We start from the raw sequence: 16,498 nt of genomic DNA on the forward strand, positions 1-16,498 counted from the left end.
TTTATTTATATATTATACTCCAAAATATCTCTCAAAGAACTCTGTCAATCTTTGAATAACATTCTTCTTCACTTCACTTCTGTTACCACCACCAAATCTTGAAGTTGGTGGAAGAATCTTATCAATGTCGGTTCCGGTTGTTCGTAATGTTCCATCACGGAAAGCATTTTCAACAAAGGCCTTAGTTTCTTCAGGCTTAAGTTTTAATTCCTCTGTGATGGCAGCGAGTTCTTCAACCTTCTTTTTCTTGATGTATTCCAGCCAGTCTTTCTGAATATCTGTTGATGTATTGATTTTTGAAATGAAGTCTTCAATAAGGTCCTTCTTACTTCTAAGCTCAATACTTCCGCCAATTGCTTTTCTGATGTCCACAAGAATAGTTGCATCCTGGCAATTTGATTCATGGTATTTTGCTACGAGCATAAGAATGTAATCAATGTTGATATCGACCTGTTTAATGAGTTCCATTTCAAAGACAATATCATCGTTGATGTTTTCTTTTTCGGCTTCTTCGCCTGGTCTGATTTCTGAGTGAATATCAAGGTAATGGCTCTGGTAATCCTGCAGGTCATTTATAGGAAGAAGATTATCTCCCTCAAATTGATCAAATGTTGTAAGGATATTTCGCATGCGAAGAATCGCACCGTAGAGCATTACGAACTCTTTTTTTGCTTCCTGTGTAATTACGTTTTCTCTGAATGAATCCAAAGGGAACTTAGTAAGAAGTTCATCAACAAGTTCTGTATATCCTTTGTGGTATTTATTCTTTTCATCAGTAAAGCCGTTATAATAATCATCAAAGCTACGTAATAGAATTGTACCTTTTGCATCCTTATCGCCAAAGAGAGCGATTGCTTCGTCAGTTTGTTCAGACAAGTCTCTAAAGCAAACAATGTTACCAAAGGTTTTGATAGAATTCAAAATACGGTTAGTACGGCTGTAAGCCTGAATAAGTCCGTGCATTTTAAGATTCTTGTCTACCCAAAGAGTATTCAAGGTTGTTGCATCAAAACCGGTGAGGAACATATTTACAACAATCAGAATATCAAGTTCCTTGTTTTTCATTCGAAGGGAAACATCTTTGTAGTAATTCTGGAATTTATCTGCAGAAGTATCATAATCAGTTTTGAAATATGCATTGTAATCTTTGATTGCACTTTCAAGATAATCACGGCTTACAACATCAAGTCCACTTGTATCATCTGAGTTTTCATCATCAACAAAACCGTTTTCATCTTCGGCTTCGTTTGCTCCAAAGCTGTAAATCATTCCAACTTTGAGGTCTACTTCTGGATGTTCTGCAAGTTGTCGTTTGAATTCATTGTAATATTTGATTGCAGTTTCAATGGACTGAACGCAGAACATTGAGTTAAAACCAGATAGATGTTTCAGAGATTTTTCTTCCTGAACGCTGTTTCTGTCGCGTGCTTTTGCAACTTCCTTTATATTTGTAAGAGCTCTGAATTCATATTTCCCACTATTGGTATTTCTTTTTGTTTTCTGATCAAAATGTTCAATGATGTATGAAACAACCTGCTCTATACGTTCCTTTGCAGAAAGTGCATTTTCCTTATCAATGGCCGCAACGTCCTTGTCTTTGATTCCATCCTTCATTTTGATTGTCTTTATATAATCAATACGGAATGGAAGAACGTTATGGTCGTTAATTGCATCGACGATTGTGTATGTATGAAGCTTTTCTCCAAAAGCCTGGTCTGTAGTTCTTATGCCACCAGCTCCATTGGCCCCAGCATTTTTCTGGAAGATTGGAGTTCCTGTAAAACCGAACAAATGGAACTTCTTAAAGTTTTTTACAATTTCCTTATGAAGTTCACCAAACTGTGAACGGTGGCATTCATCAAAAATCATTACAATATGCTTCTGAAAAATTGGATGGCCTTTATTACTTTTAACAAAGATTCCAAGTTTTTGAATTGTTGTAATGATGATTTTGCAGTTATCATCTTCGAGCTGTTTTTTAAGAACGGCAACAGACTTGTTCGAATTGGCAGCATCTTTTTGGAAGCGGTCATATTCTTTCATGGTCTGGTAGTCTAGGTCTTTACGGTCTACAACGAACAAAACCTTATCTATACAATCAAGCTGGCTTGCAAGAATTGCAGTTTTAAAAGATGTAAGAGTTTTACCAGAACCAGTTGTATGCCAGACAAATCCGCCTGCTTCTATAGTTCCTTCTTTATGATAATTTGTTGAGATAATAATCTTGTTCAATATTCGTTCAGTAGCTGCAATCTGATAAGGTCGCATTACCAAAAGATTATGAGAAGTATCAAAAACACAATACTTAGTAAGAATATTTAAGATGGTATGTTTTGCAAGGAAAGTGCGGGCAAAATCTTCAAGGTCATTAATAATTTTATTATTTGCATCTGCCCAGTATGAAGTAAACTCATAAGAGTTACTTGTTTTTTTACCGCTGCCTTTTTTTGTAGAGATTTCTTTAATATGATTTTCACGTGTTGTGTTAGAAAAATATTTTGTATTAGTTCCATTAGAAATTACAAAAATCTGAATAAACTGAAATAGCCCGGAACCAGCCCAGAAGCTGTCTCTCTGATACCGCTTTATCTGATTAAAAGCTTCGCGGATATTTACACCACGACGTTTTAATTCACAGTGAACAAGAGGTAATCCGTTTACAAGAACAGTAACATCATAGCGGTTGGAATAACGGCCGCCTTCCGGTGTAAACTGATTTATAACCTGCAAAGAATTGTTGTGAATATTTTCTTTGTCTAAAAGATAAATATTTTTTGTAGAGCCATCATCACGGCCAAGAACCTTTATGTAATCACTTTGAATTGTAAAAGTCTTTTCTTCAATTCCTTCATTTTGATTTGCAAGATACTGCTCATAAAATTGTAACCATTCAGGTTCAGAAAAAGTAATATGATTAAGTTTTTCAAGTTTTACCTTTAAATTTCTAACAAGGTCATCTTCTGTTTTTATTTCAAGATATTCATAACCCTGTTCAACAAGATCCTGAATAAACGTCTTTTCAAGTTCTGCTTCACTTTGATAATCTGCACGGCGTTTTCTAAGAGGAGTATATTCTGTAACTACGGTTGCTTCGTTTGTTTCTAAGACTATGTTATACATAAATTAACATCCCCCCAAAGTAGATTCTTCTTTAAATTTACTTAGTTCAATTAAGGCTTTTCGAAATTTTGTATTTATTTCATCAAAAGAATTAAAAGTATCAATTTCAATATATACACAATACCAGTTTTTATATATATAAATCCAATTGCTTTCTATTTTGGTATTGAAAAAATCATTGCATATTTTTTTGAGATATTTTTCTGCTTCTTTTTTAATTGAATCATCCCAATTATTATTTGCACGATAAAAACCAATTTGGATTGATGAGTCTCCCGGATAAAGGTAAACTCCTTCATAAAAATTATTTTGTTTTTCTAATACAAGACATTCTGAACCATGTATTCTACTAATATGTATAACATCATCTTTAGTACATTTATTAACAATATACTCATAGGCACATTTACCTCTAAACTCCCAATTTTTTAGCAAAGCAATAAGCTTTTCTTTTTTGTTATCTTCAAAAAGTTCTTTAATATTATTAATTTCTTCTGGTGTCATTTCAGTATTCTCCACTAATTTAGATAATAAGAGTTTATATTGTTCTAGTAGAACTAACGATAAATGATTATTATTATTCGAAGTCTCTGTTTTGTTAAATTCAATACAATCATTAAGGAATTTAATTAAACATTTTTCTTTATTACTTACCGGTAGTTCATAAAATAAAGGATTTGTTTTATCAAATATCTTATTTGAGATATTTTTATACTTATTATCCCAGTTATCATAATCAGGTATTTTTCCACCAAACAAAGTAATATACGGAATTTTCAACACTTCATATCCGTCGTTAGTAAGAGCTTCATAATACCGTGCTAATTGATTATCCTGATCAACAGCATCATTTATCTTATTTTCTATGATTATTGCTTTCTTATTTTCTGGTTTATCATATTTTATAAGAACATCGACTTTATGTTCTTCTCTTTCAACTTTTACATAATTTTTTATTTCCTGATTATTTCCAAAGACATTCATATCTAATCCAATAATATTTAAGAATTTTCTTAAATATTCAGGATTTCCTATTTGAATAGTACTTGGATTCAGAATTACTTTTAACAAATCGCTATGAAAATTTTCTTTTCTGTATTGGTCTGAAATAGTCATAAAAAAACTGAACTGATTATTATATGAATAATCAGTTTTGAGCATTTTTTGCTCATAAGCAATGTTGATATATTTCTTTAATTTTTCGTATAATTCTTTATCCATAGTTATACCTTATTAAAATATTCATTTAATTTTTTAATAATTACATCTGCACGGAACTTAATTATTTCTGTAGATTTATCAATATAAAAATTCGCAAACTTAATATATGCTTTTGAATCTAATTTCCATCCGTAAAAATCATGCTTAAATAATTCTTTTATAGTATCACTTTCTGTAAAATATGGTGATAGAAAATTTATGTTCCCAAACTTTAAAATAGAATCAATTTGAAAAAAATAAAATGAATTGGCTTTTACAAGCTCAACAAATACTTCATCTGCATTATTTGATTCTGGCAAACAAAGATTCAATTCTTTTAAAAATTTATCATAAAAATCTTTCCAACCATTCCAATTACCTCTATAAAGATTAATTGTTGTTTCTTTATTCTTTGATAAAGGAATAGAAATATTTGGCAGCACAGAAAAATTGCCCAGAGAATAACAAATATCTCTGAAAACTTCGGCTTTATCACATAATTCTTTATTTCCACCAGAAAGAATATCACATCGAGATAAATCTGCAGAAAACATTGTATTAAAAGTATTTAATGTATCTCCACGGTATTTCTTCCCTGTGCCGATTTCCGAAATATCCATTTCTGGCAAATCATTCCAGATAATAAAATATATTGCTCTTGCAAGATTTGTATCATCATAATCAAAACTTCTGCCAGGGCATCCGTATTCTGAATCTGATTCTAATCTTTTGAATGGAAAATCTTTTAATCCATCTACATCTAATGAATAATCATTAAGGAATTGTTTTACATATCTGATAGCATCATTAATTGTTTTGATAGAATTAAAAGTCATATTTGGAATTCCTAAGCCTCTCTACGCTTAAAAGTCAGAAGCTTGTCGCGGTAATATTCGTACTGCTTATGCCGTGCTTTAATTTCTGCAGGAAGACCAGAGGTGATGTCGTTACTGAAGGTTTCAAAATTATCAAGAATTTTTGCAATTTTTATTTGTTCTTCTATTTCAGGGAGTTCAATATCGAATTCATACATCCAAGTTGAATTTAAATTTACTTTTGGAATGTTAAGTGTCTTTTTACGGACTTGTTCCCAAAAATTTGATGAATTCATCCAATGTTTCATATAGTGGTTATCAACAATCTTTTTATTTATACGAACATATCCTAAACTTACGAAAATACCTAACGGATCATTTGAGTCATAAATTGTAGGATGACCAAGATTTGAACCAACTCGAGTAAATAAAATATCGCCTTTTTGAGGTTTTGCACCAGATAAGAATTTTTTATATTCATCTTCAGAAACATATTTAATAGGTGTATTGATAATATCTAAATAATCTTTAGATATATTTTGAGATGATATAAAAGGAATTCCTTTATCAACATATTCAGGAGTATGTGTTAGTCCAATGCCAATAGTTGCAACTTCTTTAAATTTATACGTCTTTAATGCTTTATTCTTCTGATGTAGAAGTGAGTCGCGATAGTATTCATACTGTTTACGACGAGCTTCTAGCTCCGCTTCTAGCTCCGCTTCTAGCTCCGCTTCTAGCTCTGTGAATTTGTCAAGAATGCGGACAATTTCATTCTGTACTTCGAGAGGTGGTACAGGGATTTCAAATTTATCTATACTAGAGATATGAACATGAGGAACTCCTCCACCTTTTTTAGTTGCATAAATCTGTTCTTGTAAATTTGTTAAAGAGTAATACACATACTTTGTAGAAAGATTTTCTTGTCCCTTTACAGAAAATGCATCATTTACAAATATCTTTTGATTCCAATATTGAACAAAACCAGCTCCAGCTCCACTTCCTGCAACGGTTATAGTTTCCCCATCACGGTTATATTGATTACAATAAAAAGCCGGTTCTTTTCCACCTGATATTACAGGATATTCACCTTCAACAGAATTTGCTTTTGTCAGTGATACACCACGTTGCATATCACATACTTCACAGAGTTTTTTATATTCCACACCATTCGGGCAAAGCTTATTTATCAAATCATCAAGTTTACTCATTAATTTTCAATCTCCCTGATGATTTTATCTATCTCTGCTCGGAGAGTATCTTCTTTTGCAACAATTTCATCAATCTGTTTGTTTAAAACTTTTATATCGATTACTTCTCTTGTATCTTCGGCTTCTACATAACTTGAAACACTCAGGTTGTATTCGTTCTGGGCGATTTCGGAATTTTCTACAAGGCGGCTCACGTAATCAATTTTATCTTTTCGCTCTGTAAATACTTTTAGAATATTATCAATATTCTGCTCAGTGAGTTTATTTGAATTGGTTACTTTTACACATTCTTTTGAAGCATCAATAAAGAGAGTTTTGTTTTCTGCCTTACCTTTTTTAAGAACCATAATACAGGTTGCAATACTTGTTCCAAAGAAAAGATTATCCGGCAGCTGAATGATACAATCAATGTAGTTGTTATCAATAAGATACTTTCTGATTTTCTGTTCTGCACCGCCACGGTACATAATGCCAGGGAAACAAACAATGGCGGCAGTTCCGTTTGTTGCAAGCCAGCTTAAAGAATGCATGATAAATGCAAGGTCTGCTTTTCCTTTTGGAGCAAGAACTCCCGCAGGACTAAAACGCTGGTCGTTTATGAGAATCGGGTTATCATCTCCTTCCCATTTAATAGAGTAAGGAGGATTAGAAACGATTGCTTCAAATGGTTCATCATCCCAATGCTTTGGATCTGTTAATGTGTCTCCAAGTTTGATGTTGAACTTATCATAACTTACATCGTGCAAGAACATATTGATACGGCAGAGGTTGTAAGTTGTAATGTTTATTTCCTGTCCGTAAAAGCCAAGACGAACATTGTCTGCTCCAAGGATTTTTGCAAACTTTAAAAGAAGAGAGCCGGAACCGCAGGCAGGGTCGTAAACTTTGTTTACAGTCTTTTTTCCAACAATTGTGATTTTTGTAAGAAGTTCAGAAACTTCCTGTGGTGTGTAATATTCACCACCAGATTTTCCGGCATTAGAAGCATACATACCCATGAGATATTCGTAAGCATCACCAAAGGCATCAATTGAATTATCTGAATAATCGCTATTGCCTAGATTCATGCTTGCAATTCCATTCATGAGTTTTACAAGCATTTCGTTTCGTTTATCTACTGTTGCTCCCAGTTTGTTGGAGTTTACGTCGATATCGTCAAAAAGTCCTTTGAAATCATCTTCGCTTTCTGTACCTGTTGCGGAGGCTTCTATTTCTTTAAAGATTTTTTCGAGCTTTTCGTTAAGGTCTTTTTTATCTTTGTTTGCTTTTTCAAGAACATTACCAAAGAGCTTTGAAGGAAGAATAAAGAATCCTTTTTCTTTTACAATATCATCTTTTGCGGTAAGTGCTTCTTTGTCTGAAAGCTTTGCATAACTAAAGTCTTTATTACCAGCTTCAATTTCACCTTTAGAAATATAGCGATTCAGGTTTTCCGAAATATATCTGTAAAAGAGCATTCCAAGTACATACTGTTTGAAGTCCCATCCATCAACGCTGCCACGAAGGTCATTAGCAATTCCCCATATTGTACGGTGGAGTTCTGCTCTTTCTGTTTCTTTTTTGTTATCTGCCATTTTATTATCCTATGTATATTTAAAATAATATTTTATGAGAAATCTTGAAAGAAGTCTTTGCCTTTAATCAATTCTTTAGGCTTTTTTTCTATTATAGCTGTAAGGTATGAAAATGGTAGTGCAATACCATACCCTAAATCATCATAATCGCCTTGACTACCATTATAATCAGGGAGTTGACAAGCGATACCTACCATTTGACCTTTTGAATTAATAACAGGTCCTCCACTGTTTCCACCCCTTATTTTAGCTGTAATAAGCATCGCATTAACTTTATTTAGATATTGATATCCTTTTGCAGAAATATTACCTTTTGTTGGTGTTATGCGAAGTTCAGCTTTACTTGAAATAGAAGCTGTTTCAGCGGTTAAGAAATCTGTAAATGTTGGGATTTTTGGATACCCCATTACTAAAACATCTTGTAATATTTCACCTTCGTTAACAAGAAGTACTTTTGAAGTTTGTCTTTGTAGTTCTATATATGCTATATCAATTCCAGGATTATCTGATATATATATTTTAGCATTATTTAATTCTTTTGCAGAAAATCCTGAAATACGTAAATTTGTAACATCTTCAATACAATGTTTTGCTGTAACAATTCCATTCCAAAAAAGAAAAGCAGTACCGCAATGATAATTTTTATCTTTATCTATAGTTACTACAGGCTTAACGTAATCTTTGTAAAAATTATAAATATAGGTAAAACCGTAAACGATAGAATTATAATAAAGATTTTTATTTAATGGATCTACGTTTTTGCTTCGATTAAATACTAAGTAAGTATTGTTTATACCCATACCATCTGTATTATTGATACAACTCATTGCATTATTTTTACATAAGATTTTACAAATTTGATCTATAACCTGTGGTTGGTATATAACTTTTTTGTTTTTATCAGTACAAAAATCTACAACTTTCTTTGGTTGTAATTTATTATTATTTGAAGCTTTGCTTGCATCAAAAAAATCTATTATATCAGAAATTAAATTTGGAAATTGTTTTTGATAATCTTCTAAAGTATCAGCCATAATTTTTTTCCTTTCTTAATTATAATTTAAATTTTAAGCTTTATAAATAGAAATATTCTAAATAAGTCTATATTCATCCAAATCAACCACTTCACACCCCAGATATTCGGCCGCCTTAAGTGCCCCTCTTAAAAGGTATAATTCAGATTCAACATTATTACATTCAAAAAAATGTGAAGGATTTATTAATCTTGTAAACTTAGACCAGAATAAGAAAAGATAGCAACGAATATAAACAGAAAGTGCAATCCATAAATAAGGAGTCTCAGCCAGTATGTAATGCTTATCGCTGACAATGATCCAAATCTTATTAAAGTATTCAATTACTCTTTTTTGCTTTTCCGGTGTGTCATTTACTTCAAAGAAACTTTTGATTCTGGCATATATTTCAACCATGTCATAATCATTAAAATCTTTGAATTTATAATTTGTTCGCTTGCCTTTTTCTAATATGCTATAAATCTTTTTGTAGTATTTTGGGTTTTCTATATGTCTGGCATATTTTGCAAGTTTTTTATCTAGATTCATTCGGTTTCCTCTGAATCTGCTTCAGTTCCAACTTCGGAGGTGTGAGAATCGTACTTCTAAGCTCTAAGGCTCCGTTATCTGGAAAATCAAGAAATGTAAACAAATCTTCAAATCTGTTCATCAAAGTATCATTCCAGTGACAGTAAGCAAAAACTTTTGATTTTAATTCCTCAACTTCTTCTTTTGTAAATAATACAATAGTTTGTTTATTTCCCATATGACCATTATACTATGGTTTTTAATTTTAAAGGAAAAAATCACCATTCTACATGTACAATAAAATCAATCCTTTTAGAAGTTGTCTTTACAATCTCAAAGTTACGCCAGAGCTCAAAATCATCATCATTCAGCATTTCATTAAGAATCTGCTTCATTTGTTGGATTTTAACATAGTCAGGTATTTTACTCTTTTCAAAATAAAACTCAAAAGAAAATTTATAATTTATTGTGCCTATAATACGGTCTTTTTTGCCCTGCTCGGCTTCTTCAAATACCATATTAAAACATGGCAGCAATTCTGTGTTTTTATATAAAGTTCTGTTTGTAAACTGTTTTAGTTCAAATTGATACTGCTCATGTTCTTTGTTCCAAGTGTCAATATATTCAGGAAGCTTTTCTATCATCAGATATTTTAATCTGTTATACATTTTCAAAAATTCTTGCATCAGTAATTCTTTCTCCTGTAAATATCAAGTGTCTGCTGAAGGTTGGTAGGTATTTCAAAAGCGTAATCATCTTCATGATTTTGAGTTTTAATAAACTCTTTCTTCTTCAAAAGAAAAAGTTTGATGATTGCTTCTTTCAAATCAGCTGGTAAAGTCAAAGGCAAAAAGCCTGCATTGTAATTTAAGAAAACTACGTGACCTTCAAGTTTTGGATCAATAAACATTATTTTTCTTCCGTCAATGACACAATTAGGAACTTTTTCCTTTGTCGTCATATCTGTGATGTTCACCATTTCTGTTATGTTGTCTTGATTTGTATACACCTTGCAGTCTCTAACTGTCTGAATCTCATTGTAATTATGATCTTCAAGCGGATAGCCAATGATTTTTTCTATGTATGAAATTGTAGACTGAAAGATTAATTCATCTATCTGTAATTCGGTATCATGTAATTCAAGGATTTTTTGGAGTTCTTCAAATGGGAATGGATGCATTCTTACCTCTCTTGAAAAGCGAGGCTCACGAAAGTATAACCTTCGTTCAGTGAAAAGCAAGGCCAAGCCCTTCGGGTGCTTCGCAGCCTTGCTTTCCCCTTCACTTCGGTTTTTAGTTTTTTTCGCCCCCGCTTTCCAAAGGCCAATATTTATATTGGCTTTTGGTTATGGGTTATGCTTCTGCTGTTTTAAGCAGTACCATGTTTTTCTTTGGTCTGGTAACAAGGAAGCCGTCACGTTTACGGAAGCGCATAAAGAGCTCGCCGTATTCGAGAGATTCTGTTGTTTCATCAAATCTCTTGATTTCTATTCCCTTACGGTTTCCGTGGATTATGCGTTTTGGATTCATAAAGATTGCAACAACGCTGTCTGCTTCCACGTCTGCAAGCTGCGGCATCAGGCGGCTTTCTACCACGTCATATCCATCAATTCTTCCTGGCATTCCATCACCTGGCTTTCTCCAGATTGGGTTATGGTTGTCGTCCTGAATGTTTGCAATGTGATTGAGGAAAGTTTCATGTAAGAACCATTTGCAATATTTTCTTTCTTCCGGCTCTACCATCAATTCAGCTTTTCTGAAATCAAGATATGTGAGTTTGCTTTCGTCTGTGCTCTGGATGCGGCACACTTCTGCATGTTCCATATTAATAGCACCAGTAAATGGGTCATCGTCTGCAATCAGGCACTGGCGGTCAAACTCCTGGCCGTAGGCTTCGGTGAAGTCTTCCAGGAACATCTTTCCAAGGTCCACAAAAACATCTTCGCCAAACTCGTCAAAGAATGGAACATAGCCTGCAAGTGTGTAAGCCTTGAGCTCTGTGCGTGTAGGCATGTTTGATTTTGTAGCGTCAATTTTCTGTCCGTAACTTGTGAGCCATTTCAATTCAATTCCGCCGCGGTCGCGCTCTGGAATAAATATTGAAGGTCCATTCATAGGTCGATGAGTTACAAGATTCATCATCTGAGACTGCTTTGCAGCTTCCTGCATGATTGTCTCTTCGTAAATCGGATTGATAAGATACTGGTCATTGTTGGCAAGGTTTCCGATAGGCTCGCCCAGCACTGCTTTTGAAGGAACAAAACCTTTTCCGGTCTCCCAGGTAAAGTCTTTCGGATTGTTCCACTTCTCTGCCCTTATGTTTGGACAGAATTTCAACTGACCCAAAGTTTCGTGGTCTTTGTTCCAGGCTGCGCACAAAGCTTTTCCAAGATTGTAGCAAACATCTCTGTAAGACAGAGGTTTCATTTCAGCATCAGTTTTTTTCAGGAGGTTTCGAAGTTCCTTTACAGCTTCCTTAACTCCCTCAATTTCTGATGTAGATGCAGTCTGCTGACTGTCTGCCATTTTCAAAATACCGTCAATGAGTTCTTCTGTCTCATTAAAGTATTTTGAAATCTGTTCCGGTGTTGCAGCTTCTGTCGGAACCAAGCTTTTCATATTGCTAAGTTTCTGCTGCAAAGATACAATTACTTCATTCATCAATTAGCCCCCTTAAGCTTTTTGGTGATATTGAGGAAGTGCAGTTGCCGCTGCACTTCCTCTTGTTTATGCACTACTAAGCCCGTGCAAGGCCTTTACCTAACTTATCCCAATACGAAAGCTCTTCTTCCTGAATTACTTCCGTAATCTCAAGTCTCTTCTGCGGTACGTGTATCGCAAAAGGATTAGCCGGTACACAGCAAATTGAAAATTCCAGAAGCTCCTGCTTACGGAATATACAATCGCAGTCGCGGTCTTTTGCATCCAAAAATTCCAGTTCATCAACACGAAATCCCACAGAGCCGCAGCGAAGAACTCCGGCTTTTACACGCTCTCCAATGCTCCAGCCAAACTCGTCAATCTCTTTTGAGTTAAAGAGAATGTCTCCTTCAAGCTGTTTTTCTGCTTTTACATTCTGGGCAATTCCAATAGCAGGAATTGAATAGTCATGGCTCCAGAGCACGACAGGATTTATAAGATAGTTTTTCAAATCCCATCCGCACGGGTCCACCTTTTCAAAGTCGCGGTCAGTATCAAAGGTACTCATTACCCAGTGGAAGGAATCTTTTTGAACATCCACACCCTTAAAAACTTCAACCTGTGCAGCTACTTTTCCAGAATGTGTATTGTCCTTCAAAAAAGACAAAAACAGATTTTTGTTTTTGGAAAACTCTTTGTTTTCCACACCATCAATTTTTACTAACAAGCCCAGCTCCTTACATCAAAAACCGAAAGCCTCTGATTCAAAACGATCAGATCATTAGGTCCCTTATAACCAATCTTTCTTTTCATAGTTGAAGAAAGTGTTCTTACAGAATCAATTGTAAGGCCTGTTACTCCGCTTATTTCTTTTGTGTTATAACCTTTGCCCATGTACATACCAACAAGATATTCACTGTCAGTAAGTTCAAGACTGATTCTGCGTCTGTCTTCCTTTTCACCACTTTTTACCATGTCACTGATTATTTCAGGAAAAGTTCTGTCTCCGTTACAGATTTTATCTATTGCTTTTGGAAAGCTGATTTCCTTTTCAATACCACAGATAAACCCGTCTACTCCAAGTTCCCAAAGGCGTAACCCAAACTCCGTAATACAGTTCCCGCATTCGCAGTAAATGATTTTCATGTTCTGATTGATTGAGCGTAAGTACATAATTTTGTATTTCAAAATAAAGCCCATAAACAATCTGTCAAAGATTAGAAGAATATCATCCCCAAGTTTTTGAAGATAATAAAAAATCTCCTGATCATTTGTGCCGTCAATAACCTGTGCCCCTCTCATATACCTCTCCACAAGTTCCTTCGTTAACTTTTTCGTCCACTCATCCGTCATACAGATGATCACTTTCTTTACCTTACCATTCATAATTTTTTTTCCTCTATTTTTTTTATTCAGAATCAATCTCCGAAACGGAATTAGGCTTCCACCAGCTGTCGCCCCAAGGCTTTTCCTTTTCTCCGCGTTCTCTTAAAACATCATTAATCGTCTTAAGGCCGGCATTAATTTCTGCAATATCCCTGTTACTCTGGGCATCCTCAGATTCTTGTAATTCAGGAATATTGTTCAGGTTAAATTCTCCGGTTTCAGGTAAGTTGAAACGGCGAAAAAACTGCACTTCTAATATCTGCTCAAAATTTTTTAGTAAAGGAATTAATGTAAAGTTCCAGAAGGCCCGGTGCTGGCTGTCTGTATCCGTTCCACTCAAAGAGCTTTTGGAATCCTGTATGTTTGCAACTCTCGGCGGAATGCCATACTTCGCTAAAAGTGTGTACAGGTTCCACTTTTTCATATCGTAAAGTTTCAGAACATCGGGGCTGAACGTCAGCGGCTGGTACTCTGTACCTTTACCCAATACTGCCACCCGGTTTTTCATACCGTGACCGTATTTTGAGTCCCAAGTTCTTGCTAAGATTTCAGCTTCAGTCTCTGTCAGAATCTGGTCAGTTTTCAAAAGTCCCTTAGGAACGCCACCCTCTTTTAAAAGTCCAGAATTCTGTTTTGCGGCAAGCAAATCCTGTTCGACCTCAAGGCCCAAGCTTACCAAAGGGCTTACGCCGCGATATTCATTCCAGGGATTCCAATCCTTAAAATGAATTATCTCATCGGGCAGAATGATAAACGGTTTTCCCGTTCCTCCTTCTGTATAAACCCATTTGATAATCTTTCCGCCATCAACCACATGCTGCATATTCCGAGGATTTAAAATATAAATCTCAGTCGGAATCCCGCAGCAGTAGTCATCGCCGAACCACCAAAACGCCTCACCATCGAGGCTCCACCAGGCACAGGTTTGTTTCCACAAATCAAAGCGGCACATGTTTTTATTAGGATACATAAAGAGTTTTGCCAGCTTTGAATCACTTTCTGTTTTACCGTTCTTTTTAATTTCAAACTCAGCACGGGCAACGTTTCTGGTAAGAATATCAATGCACACGCTAACCCAGGCATGCTGTAAATACGGGTCAGTACAGGTTTTCTTTTCCTGCACAGAAAAATCATCAGCCACAGTCTCATTGTTTATTTCTGTAAAGCTTCTGAGTTTTTTCTGTTTATCTTTTTTCTTTGAAAACAATCCCATATTTATTATCGGCTCTCCGTTATCCCATCACCACGCCGCTGGTTGCCGCAGAAAAAATCGCGTAACGCATAGCGTCCATGTAATGGTCATTTACTTTTACAATCTGATTATTCTCGTCGCGAGAATAATCCCATATTTCACCAAGAACACCGGTACAGTCTTTGCATACAAAAAACTGTCCGCGCTCAATTTTTGCTATAATGTAATCAATTCCGGCATCCACACTGTTATTTGCCTTAACTCCTCCCGGCACTTCCTGAATTCTCTCTCCACCAGCCGGGTCGCAGTAGGTAACAAAGCAGTCGTCATACCAGTTCTTTGCCTGCTGCTGTTCGACCGAGGTTTTAGTCGTAATGTTAAAGCCGCCAAAATCAGCGACCACATAAACTGTCTCTCCAACCCAGCCAACCTTAACCGCCGCAATATGAAGTCCAAAGTCCTGGCCACCTGTAAATCGGTCAAACTCTTCCGGCAGCTGGTCACGAGTCAGTATCATTGACTCTTCAAACTTTTCATAAACCGAGCCCTCAGGTTTTACCCAAAGACCGTCACGGAATCGGGCCCGCTGTTTTTCCGGCATGTTATCCAGGATGTCGCTGATGTAATCTTCATCAAGGTTTTCAGCATTATCCATCGGGTTCAGAACTTCACTTGCATAAAGCTCAGGCTTATTAAGCTTCTCATCCGTCCTCGGTTCAATCTTTCTAATGAACACCTTATAAGCCCAGTGCATTGGCGAACACGGGTTACAGTCATAAAAAAACTTATTCTTGCAGCCTTCAACTTTCATCGCCAGTCGCGAATAGGCAGTCGTAATTGCAGAATAAGAAATCTGGCTTACTTCGTTGAAATAGATAGTCACATACTCATGACCGAGAATGCGGTCTACCTGTTCCTTGTCACCAAGCCCGCCAATCCAAATTTCGCTGCCATTCCAAAGAGTTATAAGTCCGTCGTGTACGTTGGCTTTATAATTCTTTGCGCCTATTGTTTTATTCAGCCATGGAATTAAAGTCTCATGCAAAACAGAACTTCTTGCGTCCTTAGCTCTAAAACGGCAAATCAAATGACGGCTTCCAGGATAGCGGCAAGCCCGAAATATAATTGCCATTACAAGAACAGTAGTTTTTCCAGATCGCGAGCCGCCAAAAAGCAGAATATGTTTTGTTCCAGAACTCAAAAGTTCCAGAGCTTTTTTCTGTACTTTAGTCGGCTTAAAAACTTCTGTCGTCATAAGTCCTTAAAGCTGTCTACAAAACTTATAGCCAGTTCTCCCTGCACCGGCTGTTTTGCAGCTTCTTTGTCAGCTCCTGTAATAAATGAATCCAGCTTTGCTGAACGTTCAAGAAGGTCCATTGCTCCATCTGCGTTCAGGTCTTCTGGTTTCAGTGTCTTAATTCTTTTTTGAACAAGTTCGTCAAAGCCGTTCAACATTTCCATCTGTCTCTTACGGCGTTCAACTCTCTCAGCTAAAATCTCCCTTTCAGTTTCTTTTGCAATATACGCGTCATATTCTGCTGCCCGCTCATTCCAACGGTAAAGACGAGCATAACGCGCCCAGGAGCCATACTTCTTTGGCTCAATTCCGTGCATTTCCATACAGGCCTTAATGCTTCGCTTGTAGCCCATTGCACGAAAAAGACAGAAAGCCTTAAATGCCTTAGGTGGTTCGCTCTCTAATTTTTTCTCCCAAGACATCAAAGTTTCACCGCCTTTCGAATCAAGTTCACTGTTCATGTTTGCGGATGTCGAAACAGTGTCCTTTTCTCCCACCGCTTTTTTCCTCCTTCGCCTGATAT

General features: G+C 35.7%; 16 protein-coding genes. All 16 read right to left on the bottom strand.

What is annotated here, in order from left to right:
• Positions 1-12: 12 nt before the first annotated feature.
• On the bottom strand, positions 13-3,120 hold the full coding sequence (locus BMY21_RS13555; RefSeq protein WP_074645070.1) for a type I restriction endonuclease subunit R: 3,108 nt from the start codon (positions 3,118-3,120) through the stop codon (positions 13-15).
• Positions 3,121-3,123: 3 nt separating this feature from the next.
• Entirely contained in the window at positions 3,124-4,341 is a 1,218-nt protein-coding gene (locus tag BMY21_RS13560) for a PD-(D/E)XK nuclease family protein (RefSeq protein ID WP_074645072.1), read from the bottom strand.
• Positions 4,342-4,343: 2 nt separating this feature from the next.
• Positions 4,344-5,156: a hypothetical protein gene (locus BMY21_RS13565; RefSeq protein ID WP_074645073.1), complete on the bottom strand. Its 813-nt coding sequence runs from the start codon at positions 5,154-5,156 to the stop codon at positions 4,344-4,346.
• 11 nt (positions 5,157-5,167) lie between these two features.
• Positions 5,168-6,346 (bottom strand): restriction endonuclease subunit S, encoded by a 1,179-nt coding sequence (locus BMY21_RS13570; protein WP_074645075.1) that lies wholly within the window; start codon positions 6,344-6,346, stop codon positions 5,168-5,170.
• Positions 6,346-7,920 (bottom strand): type I restriction-modification system subunit M, encoded by a 1,575-nt coding sequence (locus BMY21_RS13575; protein WP_074645077.1) that lies wholly within the window; start codon positions 7,918-7,920, stop codon positions 6,346-6,348. The genes BMY21_RS13570 and BMY21_RS13575 overlap by 1 nt, the downstream gene beginning before the upstream one ends.
• A gap of 32 nt (positions 7,921-7,952) precedes the next feature.
• On the bottom strand, positions 7,953-8,954 hold the full coding sequence (locus BMY21_RS13580; protein WP_074645079.1) for a S1 family peptidase: 1,002 nt from the start codon (positions 8,952-8,954) through the stop codon (positions 7,953-7,955).
• A gap of 57 nt (positions 8,955-9,011) precedes the next feature.
• Complete coding sequence (locus BMY21_RS13585; RefSeq protein ID WP_074645080.1) at positions 9,012-9,482, bottom strand: hypothetical protein; 471 nt, start codon at positions 9,480-9,482, stop codon at positions 9,012-9,014.
• Complete coding sequence (locus BMY21_RS13590; protein ID WP_074645082.1) at positions 9,469-9,699, bottom strand: hypothetical protein; 231 nt, start codon at positions 9,697-9,699, stop codon at positions 9,469-9,471. The genes BMY21_RS13585 and BMY21_RS13590 overlap by 14 nt, the downstream gene beginning before the upstream one ends.
• 40 nt (positions 9,700-9,739) lie before the next feature.
• Complete coding sequence (locus tag BMY21_RS13595) at positions 9,740-10,147, bottom strand: hypothetical protein (RefSeq protein ID WP_074645084.1); 408 nt, start codon at positions 10,145-10,147, stop codon at positions 9,740-9,742.
• Positions 10,147-10,641: a hypothetical protein gene (locus BMY21_RS13600; RefSeq protein WP_074645085.1), complete on the bottom strand. Its 495-nt coding sequence runs from the start codon at positions 10,639-10,641 to the stop codon at positions 10,147-10,149. Before BMY21_RS13600 ends, BMY21_RS13595 begins: the two co-directional genes overlap by 1 nt.
• Before the next feature lie 172 nt (positions 10,642-10,813).
• Positions 10,814-12,121, bottom strand: a complete 1,308-nt coding sequence (locus tag BMY21_RS13605; protein ID WP_074645087.1) for a phage major capsid protein — start codon at positions 12,119-12,121, stop codon at positions 10,814-10,816.
• A 76-nt stretch (positions 12,122-12,197) separates the two neighbouring features.
• A complete protein-coding gene (locus BMY21_RS13610) occupies positions 12,198-12,827 on the bottom strand; it encodes an HK97 family phage prohead protease (protein WP_074645089.1) in 630 nt (209 codons plus the stop codon).
• Complete coding sequence (locus tag BMY21_RS13615; protein ID WP_074645091.1) at positions 12,821-13,402, bottom strand: helix-turn-helix transcriptional regulator; 582 nt, start codon at positions 13,400-13,402, stop codon at positions 12,821-12,823. The genes BMY21_RS13610 and BMY21_RS13615 overlap by 7 nt, the downstream gene beginning before the upstream one ends.
• Before the next feature lie 106 nt (positions 13,403-13,508).
• Positions 13,509-14,627 (bottom strand): phage portal protein, encoded by a 1,119-nt coding sequence (locus BMY21_RS13620; protein WP_256210467.1) that lies wholly within the window; start codon positions 14,625-14,627, stop codon positions 13,509-13,511.
• A gap of 91 nt (positions 14,628-14,718) precedes the next feature.
• On the bottom strand, positions 14,719-15,933 hold the full coding sequence (locus BMY21_RS13625; protein WP_074645093.1) for a phage terminase large subunit: 1,215 nt from the start codon (positions 15,931-15,933) through the stop codon (positions 14,719-14,721).
• Positions 15,930-16,472 (bottom strand): hypothetical protein, encoded by a 543-nt coding sequence (locus BMY21_RS13630; RefSeq protein ID WP_074645095.1) that lies wholly within the window; start codon positions 16,470-16,472, stop codon positions 15,930-15,932. Before BMY21_RS13630 ends, BMY21_RS13625 begins: the two co-directional genes overlap by 4 nt.
• Positions 16,473-16,498 lie beyond the last annotated feature (26 nt).

Source organism: Treponema bryantii, assembly GCF_900111035.1.
Taxonomy (GTDB): Bacteria; Spirochaetota; Spirochaetia; order Treponematales; family Treponemataceae; genus Treponema_D; species Treponema_D bryantii_C.

What these genes read in the sequence shown, in the direction of transcription:
- BMY21_RS13565 (WP_074645073.1), bottom strand. Translation starts at nt 5,156, where the DNA reads ATGACTTTTAATTCTATCAAAACAATTAATGATGCTATCAGATATGTA.
- BMY21_RS13570 (WP_074645075.1), bottom strand. Translation starts at nt 6,346, where the DNA reads ATGAGTAAACTTGATGATTTGATAAATAAGCTTTGCCCGAATGGTGTG.
- BMY21_RS13600 (WP_074645085.1), bottom strand. Translation starts at nt 10,641, where the DNA reads ATGCATCCATTCCCATTTGAAGAACTCCAAAAAATCCTTGAATTACAT.
- BMY21_RS13585 (WP_074645080.1), bottom strand. Translation starts at nt 9,482, where the DNA reads ATGAATCTAGATAAAAAACTTGCAAAATATGCCAGACATATAGAAAAC.
- BMY21_RS13580 (WP_074645079.1), bottom strand. Translation starts at nt 8,954, where the DNA reads ATGGCTGATACTTTAGAAGATTATCAAAAACAATTTCCAAATTTAATT.
- BMY21_RS13595 (WP_074645084.1), bottom strand. Translation starts at nt 10,147, where the DNA reads ATGCAAGAATTTTTGAAAATGTATAACAGATTAAAATATCTGATGATA.
- BMY21_RS13625 (WP_074645093.1), bottom strand. Translation starts at nt 15,933, where the DNA reads ATGACGACAGAAGTTTTTAAGCCGACTAAAGTACAGAAAAAAGCTCTG.
- BMY21_RS13590 (WP_074645082.1), bottom strand. Translation starts at nt 9,699, where the DNA reads ATGGGAAATAAACAAACTATTGTATTATTTACAAAAGAAGAAGTTGAG.
- BMY21_RS13560 (WP_074645072.1), bottom strand. Translation starts at nt 4,341, where the DNA reads ATGGATAAAGAATTATACGAAAAATTAAAGAAATATATCAACATTGCT.
- BMY21_RS13605 (WP_074645087.1), bottom strand. Translation starts at nt 12,121, where the DNA reads ATGAATGAAGTAATTGTATCTTTGCAGCAGAAACTTAGCAATATGAAA.
- BMY21_RS13575 (WP_074645077.1), bottom strand. Translation starts at nt 7,920, where the DNA reads ATGGCAGATAACAAAAAAGAAACAGAAAGAGCAGAACTCCACCGTACA.
- BMY21_RS13615 (WP_074645091.1), bottom strand. Translation starts at nt 13,402, where the DNA reads ATGAGAGGGGCACAGGTTATTGACGGCACAAATGATCAGGAGATTTTT.
- BMY21_RS13555 (WP_074645070.1), bottom strand. Translation starts at nt 3,120, where the DNA reads ATGTATAACATAGTCTTAGAAACAAACGAAGCAACCGTAGTTACAGAA.